The following is a 7,162-nucleotide window of genomic DNA, read 5'->3' as shown; positions in this document are numbered from 1 at the left end:
TGCCCTGCCCGCCAGCGGCGCGGGACGACGCCGCTACATCGGCACCCGTTACCACTTCAACGACACCTGGCGCACCATCATCGAACGGGGGGCGGCCACGCCGCGCATCCACCCCGCCACGGCCAACGGCGCGCCCGACGGCCCCCCGGTGCTGCTTGTTCCGGCGGCGCTGGCCGAAAAGCGCCGCCAGATGGGGCCGTACGTGTTCGGCTGCCAGATGCTGCTGAACCCCGCCGCCGACACGGCGCAAGGCTTCCGGGCCGAATGGCTGCGCCGCTACGCGTCCGGGACCGGCAACGGCCCGGGCTGCGCCGGACAGCACGGTCAGGCGGACGGCACGTCCCCCCTGGCCCTCTGGGGCCACTGCAACCGCTACCTGCTGGTGGACCCGGCGGGTGAACGCAAGAAGGGCAGCGACTATACGGTGATGCTGGTGGTGGGGCTGGCCCCGGACGGCAACCGCTACCTGCTGGACGGGGTGCGCGACCGGCTGAACCTGACGGGCCGGGCCGCCGCACTGTTCCGCCTGCACCGCACGTGGCGGCCACTGGCCACGGGTTACGAAAAATACGGCATGCAGGCCGACATCGAGCACGTGCGCACCGAGCAGGAACGCCGCAACTACCGCTTCGACATCACCCCGCTCGGCGGCCCCATGCCCAAGAAGGACCGCATCCGCAGGCTGGTTCCGGAATTCGAGCAGGGGCGCATGCTGCTGCCCCACCGCCTGCCCTTCATGGATGCAGAGGGCAAGCGCCGCGACCTGGCGCGGGAATTCGTGGACGAGGAGTACCTGGCCTTTCCCGTGTCCCGTCACGACGACATGCTGGACTGCCTGGCCCGCATCCTGGACCCGGACCTGGGCGCGGAATTCCCGGACCCGGACTCCTGCGGGTTCGGGCACGCGGGGCACGGCGCGGGTCTTGGCGGCCACGGCTGCGCGAACGAAACCGGGCATATGGAATACCCCTTGTATGGCTAGGTCCACACCATCCCTGCCGGTGTTGCCGGACGCACGGAGCGCCCAGACCGCCCGAACCGGGCAAACTGGCCGAACCTTGCAAACGGGCCGGACCGGGCAAACTGGCCGAACCGGGCAAGCTGGCCGGACTGCGCATCCCGCACCCGCTCCCTACCCTCCGCTGCCCCCGCTGGTGCTGCGTTCGCGCCATCCGTCCCACCCGGCCCCGATTGCCGACGCGGAACTGGACCGGGTATGGAACACCCTGTGCGATGACGGGCTGGCCCCGGTGGTATTCCATGACGGTGGCGTGCGGTGCGCCGCCGACCTGCGCGGGTTGTTGGCCCCGCACCGGGCGTGGTGCTATCTGGTTCAGACGGCGGATACCCCGCTGGCCCTGTGCTGGCTGGACGGATTTTGCGGTCGCGCGGCGCGCATCCATTTCTGCGTGCTGCGGGCCGGGCTGCCCCGCGCGGACGAAATCGGCCACATGGTGGTGCACTTTCTGCTCCACGCGCAGGCCCCCGTGCCGTCCCCCGGCCCGAACGGACGACCGGCAACGCATCTGCTGGACACCCTGGTGGGCCTTACCCCCGCGCCATATCGCCACGCCCTCGCATTCGTCACCCGGCTGGGCTTCCGCCGCGCGGCGGTGATCCCCGGCGGTGCGGTGCTGGCGCGTCCCGCGGGCACACGCGTATGCGACGCGGTGCTCACCCTGTGCACCCGCTCTGATCTGCCCGACAGCCGCCGCCCTGCCTCCTCCTCACCGACAGGGCCACTGCCGCAACCGGGTGCCCCCGGCCACTCCCGGCTACCCCAACCGTGAACCACACATGAAAAGGGCCGGAACGCGCACTGCGTTCCGGCCCCTTATTTTTCCTGCGGCTCCGCCACGCCCCCCTAGCGGGTGACGCCCCACAACTCCAGCCTCGGCCCGGCGTCGATCAGTACCCCCAGCGGCACATCCACCTGCTGCGGCCCGGACGACCACGGCGCCACCTGATACGGCGGAAAATGCACCCGCACCCCTTCCGGCGTCAGCGCGAGGCTGGCGTAGTTGTCCGCGTCGGGGCTGGTGCCGCTGCGCAGCATGTCCTCGGCCCGATCATCGCCCAGGGTTTCGGCCAGTGCGTCGTAACAGTACGAGGCCAGCAGGGCCAGCGCGCCCTCGGTATCCGCAAAGACGTCCTCCGGAGCCAGGCGCGCGCCGGAAGCCATGTCGTAGCTCAGGGTGATGATGTCCAGGTTGCCGTGGGCGCCCCCGGTGTAGGTCCAGATGCTGAAGGTGACCGAGGCCGCCCGGGCCGAGGCACGGGTGACGTCATACGTCACCTTCAGTTCGTTGACGAAGTGGCGGGCGTTGGGGTCCAGCGCGCCGTTCACCGGCTCGGCCCCGATTTCCGGCTCGGCCAGCCCCTGCCGGAACGCGGCCACGATGTGCGCGGCCCAATGGGCCAGGTCGTCGTCCACGACAGGCTGCCCCAGACGCGGGTAGCGCACGTCGATGTCGAAATCATCCTCGCGCAGGGTGATGGAGGCCTCGCCGTCGCGAGACGTACCGGGTTCGGCAGCCTGCACCGGCGCCGCCCGCAATGCCGCCACGGACAGCACCGCCGCAAGCATGGCCGCCATGAGCATATCCCCCACGAACGCACCCGTGCTTAACGCACCCGTTCTTAACGCACCCGCCGGGGCGGAGCGCCCTCCCCTTGCCGCAGCACATGGTTTGCCGTCATTCATGGCCCGTCTCTAACACGAGCGGCCCGCCGCGCCAAGAGCGCGACGGGCCGCAAAGGATCACGTCATGTCATCTGCGCGCCGCATGCGGCGCGCACGCTACACGCGAAAGCCGTAGCGCAGGTCCAGCAGGGCGCGCGGGCGCAGCAGCAGCATACCGCCCGCCAGCACCACGTACACCAGGCTGAACCAGATGTGCAGCCGGTCGGGAATGTGCGGCAGGCCCATGGCCGCCTCTATCGGGGCCTGAATGAACGGCGAGATGAACTGCACCAGGAACAGGCCGAACAGCACCAGCGCCCCGCGCATGCCGATGCGCATGCGCAGCAGCAGGCAGATGGCGAACAGCGACTGCGCCGCCGTCAGCAGTATTTCGTTCATCTGGTGCGAATCCATGGGAATGGGCGGATGCACCGAGCCGGACGATGCCGCGTACACGCCGGGAATCATGCCCACCAGCAGGGTCCACTGGTTCAGTTTGGACGAAATCAGGCTGCCCAGCGCGATGCTGGCATGCCCGCGCATGGCGAACATCAGCGAAACGATGAACTCGGGCGCCTCGGAGGCGATGGGCGCAAGCCACTGCACCAGCAGGAATTCGTTGATGCCCAGCACCTTGCCGGAGGCCACCAGGCTTTCGCTGAACAATTCCGCGTCGGCCAGGATGACCACGGCGGCAAACAGGAACAACGACAGGGTGGCGATGCGGCGCTTGCCCGTGGGCAGCTTGGCCAGCACCTCTGCCGGGCCTTCCGCCTCGAACTCGGTGCAGGGCCTGCGCGAAACCAGCCAGATGTACCATATGTACAGCGAAACCAGCACCACGCCGTCGTACCACGCCAGCGACCCCTTGATGGGAATGAAGAACGCGTACGCCGTGGCCATGGCCAGGAACACCAGGTCGGTACGGCGTTCGCTTTCCACCACCACCGCGCTGCGGAAGCGCATCCAGCACACCAACACGATGGCGCTCCAGCCCACGCCGATGAGCAGGCGGTTGGCGCCGGTCATGTTGGCGATGGCGTAGTGGGCATAGTCGCTTTCGGGGTGCTGCCCGGCCATCCAGGTAAAGTACATGTCCACGGCGTATTCGGGCAGCACGGCGATAAGCGCCACCACCGCCAGGGCCAGCGTCTGCGGAATGTCCAGTTGCGCCACCTCGCAGGCCCACATCAGCATGAACGACGCCGCCAGGATGGCCCCGCCGGTCAGGCCGGCCATGACCAGGGGACTGATTTCGGGGTGCAGGGCGCGCATGGCAAGGCCCGGCAGCGTGGCCAGCACCGCCAGCAGGAAGGGATACCAGTCGCGGAACGCGTGTTTCACAACCAACCTCTCGATACCATTTGAGAATTTACAAATCGCCAGAGGCCAAAAGAAAAGGCGAGACCTCCGGCATTCCTGCCGTGAAGGTCTCGCCAATTGGTCCGGTTTGCGGGTCCGTCCCAACGGCAACGCCAGGCGCGTGCGCCATGCTGTTGACGTTGCCCTTGCTGGCTACTCCCCTTGCTGAGCGGTTACATAGTCCTCCCCGCCCGGCGCGTCAAGCGGGTGGCCGGTGCACCCGCCTCCCTCTTTACAGCACGGCGCGGCGGGCCTATGTCTGGCGCCGAACCCGTTCGCCCCGCCACGCCACACCAGCAATCCGGCGCGCCGGTCCACCGCCGCGCCACGGAGTATCGCCATGCATGTTCATGTTCCCAACGGTGTTTGCAGCAAGCAGATCCAGTTCGACGTGCGCGACGGCCTGCTGCGCGACGTGCGCTTTGCCGGGGGCTGCCCCGGCAACCTCGAAGCCCTTGGCCGCCTGCTCGACGGCATGCCGGTGCAGGACGCCATCGACAAGTTGGTCGGCATCACCTGCGGCAACAAGCCCACCTCCTGTCCCGACCAGTTGGCCAAGGCCCTGTCCGACCTGCGCGAAGGCCGCCCCCTGGCCGCTCCGGCACATGCCGTGGGTTTTGGGCTGAAGCCTTTGAATCCCTTCGGATAGACGCCGCTGACGGTACCCGGCGGGATCCCCATCCCACCGCTGCCCGGCCAAATTCACTCCGTCACCACGGCACCACGTTCACGGCGCGGCCCCACCGCGCCGTTGCCGTTTGCCCCCCCACCCCCGACAGTCCACGACTTGCATCCCAGCCATACACCGCCTATGATAGATTTTATCTATCAATTGAATATTGGAGCATTTGGAATGCAAATACTGATCATCCTCTCCAGCGCGGACCCGGAAATCCGCTGGAACACCTTCCGCTTCGGCAACTTCCTGCTCGAAAAGGGAGAGGAAGTAACCATCTTCCTCAACGGTCCGGCAGCGGATTACGCGGCGGGCGATGGTCCCTCGTTCCCCATCCGCGACGAGGCCCGGCTTTTCTCCCTCAGCGAGGGCGTGCTGGCCGCCTGAGGCAAGTGCCAGGACATCCACGGCGTGGATGCTGACGACACGGTGGCCCGGGGCAACCAGCAGTTTCTGTACGAAGAGATGCTGAAGGCAGACAAGGTGCTGAACTTCTGATGCCGACAACGGATCGGGGCAGCCCGGTCGCAAAACCTTCCTGCACCGCCCCGCCTGCCGCCCGTCACGGGCCGGAGCGGGGCGGCGTCGTTTTGCACGGGCAATGCCGTGCGGCAGGGTTGTGCCCGGCCCGCAAGCCGGCCCGGCCCCGCAAATGCCCGTTGACAGTCGCACGGGGCGGTCATAAGACGCGGGTGCGACCGCCCCACGCGGTCATATCCGGAGGATTCCATGCCCGTCCGCACCCCGGCCCGGTCCGACAGCCATACCGACAGGCGCGCAGGCGCCGCCACAGCGCGCAGTTTTCGCGCCCTGCGCCCCTCATCGGGTCTGCCGGGCCTGACCGGCCTGCTGGCTACCCTGCTGCTGACCATGTCGCTGGCCGCCTGCGCGCCGCGCATCACCGACGACGGCGCCCAGCCCTACGCCAGCCCCCAGCCGGAACGCATCTACCCCGGCCCCGTGCCTGTGCAGGTGCTGGACCGCTTTCTACTGGCGTCCTTCGCCCAGCGCCACCCCGACGCCGCCCAACGTGCGGGGCTGGTGGTGCTGCCCGATGGCCGGGCAGAACCTTCCGGCGACATCCTGCCGCAGGACTACCAGCCGGAATCGTGCGGGCTGGAACTGGCCCTGCGCCTGAACCTGCGCTCGTTCCCCTCGCTGCTGCTGGGCTTTACCGACGATACGCGGCGCACCTTTGCCTCGCCCAGGCAGTGGACCGTCAGCGCGCTGGACCGCACCTCGCTCAACGTTCATTCGTCCGACCTCGCGAACACGCTGGTGGTTTTCGCCACGCTGGACTGGAACGCCAACGGCGTGCGCGACTGGCTGGTGCTGCTCACCCAGAAGACCCCGCATGACGAGGGTTTCTACCTGGGCTATTGGCTGATGGTGGAAGACCCCGCCCCCAAGGGGCTGCTGCAGGCCCGGTTGCTGTCGCTGGACGAATACCGGGGCATCGGCCAGCCGGTGGTCCGTACCGGCGAAGGGGCACGCGTCTTTCTGGACAAACTGCTGCGCGAGCAGATCCTGCCCGCCTCGCAGGAGGCGGCGCGCAAGGCCGCCGACGAGGCCGCCATCAAGGCCATCCTGAAGCAGTAACCGGCCTGGCGCAGCAACCGGAAAGTACTGCGCAGGCCGCGCTGCATACCCCCAACCGCCCGCCGGGCATCCCCCGCCATGCACAGCACCCGCCCCCGTACCGCCCAGCGTTCCGCCGCCCCGCGCGGCCTTGCCGTACTTGTCCTGCTGCTGTTGCTGGCCCTGGCCTCCGGCTGCGCCCTGCAACCGGTAGAGGTGGTGCGCCCCGACATGTTCCGCAACTACGCCGTCTACCTGCGCGACGAGATGGTGCGCCGCAACATCCTGGACGCCGAGGGCAACTACATGGAGGCGGCCATCCGCGACAATCGCGACTACCGTCCCGCTTCCTACGGCGAGGAACTGTACCGCCGCCTGTCCACGCGCTTCCGTTCGGCAGAGGCGCGCAACGGCCTTGCGGGCGAGACCTTTGCGGATTCCGCGGCACCGGACGATAACGTGCGCATCGGCAAGGTGGGCTTTGCCCTGGGTCAGGGCATGGACGTGATTTCCGTGTCGCTCACGGCCGTCACCGACTGGAACGGCGACGGCGTGAACGACTGGCTGGTGACCTGCACGGTCACCCCGCTGTTCGGATCCGGCCCGCGCGAGTACTATCTGGCTGTGGAAAACGTGGCCCCCACGGGCGTGCTGAAGCCCACCCTGCTGGCCATCCGCGATTGCGCCAACAACGAATGCACCGTGCTGGTGGGCAAGGCCCGCAGCAAGGTGCTGGGCTTCGACCCGGACCGCAGCACCGACAAGGCGCCCTCCAACTTCGTGGAATCGCAGCCGGGCCAGCAGATCGTGATGCCGCCGCACGCCCCGGCTCCGGCAGGTGCGCCCGGCGCGGGCGGGCCGGG

7 protein-coding genes and 1 pseudogene are annotated in these 7,162 nt (G+C 68.3%); 6 read left to right on the top strand and 2 right to left on the bottom strand.

Annotated features, from left to right (window positions below):
- Both FVW20_RS03845 and FVW20_RS03840 read left to right on the top strand, forming a co-directional pair.
- A pseudogene (locus FVW20_RS03845) lies at positions 1–982 on the top strand (hypothetical protein); the annotation flags it as partial.
- 172 nt (positions 983–1,154) lie between these two features.
- A complete protein-coding gene (locus tag FVW20_RS03840) occupies positions 1,155–1,790 on the top strand; it encodes a hypothetical protein (RefSeq protein WP_307831335.1) in 636 nt (211 codons plus the stop codon).
- A 74-nt stretch (positions 1,791–1,864) separates the two neighbouring features.
- On the opposite strand, the gene FVW20_RS03835 is transcribed toward FVW20_RS03840, so the two are convergent.
- Both FVW20_RS03835 and FVW20_RS03830 read right to left on the bottom strand, forming a co-directional pair.
- Positions 1,865–2,596, bottom strand: a complete 732-nt coding sequence (locus FVW20_RS03835) for a DUF3298 and DUF4163 domain-containing protein (protein ID WP_231038839.1) — start codon at positions 2,594–2,596, stop codon at positions 1,865–1,867.
- A 204-nt stretch (positions 2,597–2,800) separates the two neighbouring features.
- A complete protein-coding gene (locus tag FVW20_RS03830) occupies positions 2,801–4,027 on the bottom strand; it encodes a sodium:calcium antiporter (RefSeq protein WP_167121797.1) in 1,227 nt (408 codons plus the stop codon).
- A 358-nt stretch (positions 4,028–4,385) separates the two neighbouring features.
- On the opposite strand from FVW20_RS03830, the gene FVW20_RS03825 reads away from it, so the two are divergent.
- From FVW20_RS03825 to FVW20_RS03810, 4 genes are all read left to right on the top strand, one after another.
- Positions 4,386–4,694, top strand: coding sequence for a TIGR03905 family TSCPD domain-containing protein (locus FVW20_RS03825; protein ID WP_196608365.1), 309 nt, complete (start codon positions 4,386–4,388; stop codon positions 4,692–4,694).
- A 204-nt stretch (positions 4,695–4,898) separates the two neighbouring features.
- Complete coding sequence (locus FVW20_RS03820; protein WP_231038838.1) at positions 4,899–5,219, top strand: DsrE family protein; 321 nt, start codon at positions 4,899–4,901, stop codon at positions 5,217–5,219.
- Positions 5,220–5,450: 231 nt separating this feature from the next.
- Entirely contained in the window at positions 5,451–6,320 is an 870-nt protein-coding gene (locus FVW20_RS03815; RefSeq protein ID WP_196608363.1) for a hypothetical protein, read from the top strand.
- Between the two features lie 78 nt (positions 6,321–6,398).
- The coding region (locus FVW20_RS03810; RefSeq protein ID WP_196608362.1) for a hypothetical protein at positions 6,399–7,162 on the top strand (764 nt) is incomplete at its 3' end.

Source organism: Nitratidesulfovibrio oxamicus (genome assembly GCF_015731765.1).
Lineage (GTDB): Bacteria > Desulfobacterota > Desulfovibrionia > Desulfovibrionales > Desulfovibrionaceae > Cupidesulfovibrio > Cupidesulfovibrio oxamicus.
Note: the sequence above shows the minus strand (reverse complement) of the source record. Positions and strands in the feature narration are given on the sequence as shown.

Coding starts and splice junctions, on each gene's coding strand:
- FVW20_RS03825 (WP_196608365.1), top strand. CDS start 4,386: ATGCATGTTCATGTTCCCAACGGTGTTTGCAGCAAGCAGATCCAGTTC.
- FVW20_RS03815 (WP_196608363.1), top strand. CDS start 5,451: ATGCCCGTCCGCACCCCGGCCCGGTCCGACAGCCATACCGACAGGCGC.
- FVW20_RS03835 (WP_231038839.1), bottom strand. CDS start 2,596: ATGGCGGCCATGCTTGCGGCGGTGCTGTCCGTGGCGGCATTGCGGGCG.